Origin of the sequence: Bacillus sp. SIMBA_026, assembly GCF_046535335.1 — a bacterium.
Taxonomy (GTDB): domain Bacteria; phylum Bacillota; class Bacilli; order Bacillales; family Bacillaceae; genus Bacillus; species Bacillus velezensis.
In genome coordinates this window covers 1-240 of sequence record NZ_JAWRWX010000446.1, presented here as the reverse complement: position 1 = coordinate 240, position 240 = coordinate 1, and the positions used below count along the sequence as shown (strand labels likewise).

Genomic DNA, 240 nt, shown 5'->3' with positions numbered 1-240 from the left:
CCCATGAACTGCGTCGACTGCTGCTGAACTGCATTTTTGGAGTTGAAAAAAATTCCTCCGCACATGCCGTTGCAGCATTCTCGTTATATCTGACAATGCTCGACTATGTCGAGGCCGCGGACATCCAAGAATGTTTGTGTGGTGCTACCAGTGAAAAGCTCTTCCCCCCCCTGAAAGAACAGAACCTAATCTGTCGTGATGTTTTCTCCGTGAAGGCTCCTGATTTGTCCGTACGAAAGT

The 240-nt window shown here is 48.3% G+C and carries 1 protein-coding gene; it reads left to right on the top strand.

All coding sequences use genetic code 11. The annotated features are described in order from the left end of the window. A partial coding sequence (locus tag SB847_RS22120) for a hypothetical protein (protein WP_410578897.1) occupies positions 1–240 on the top strand: 240 nt, incomplete at both ends.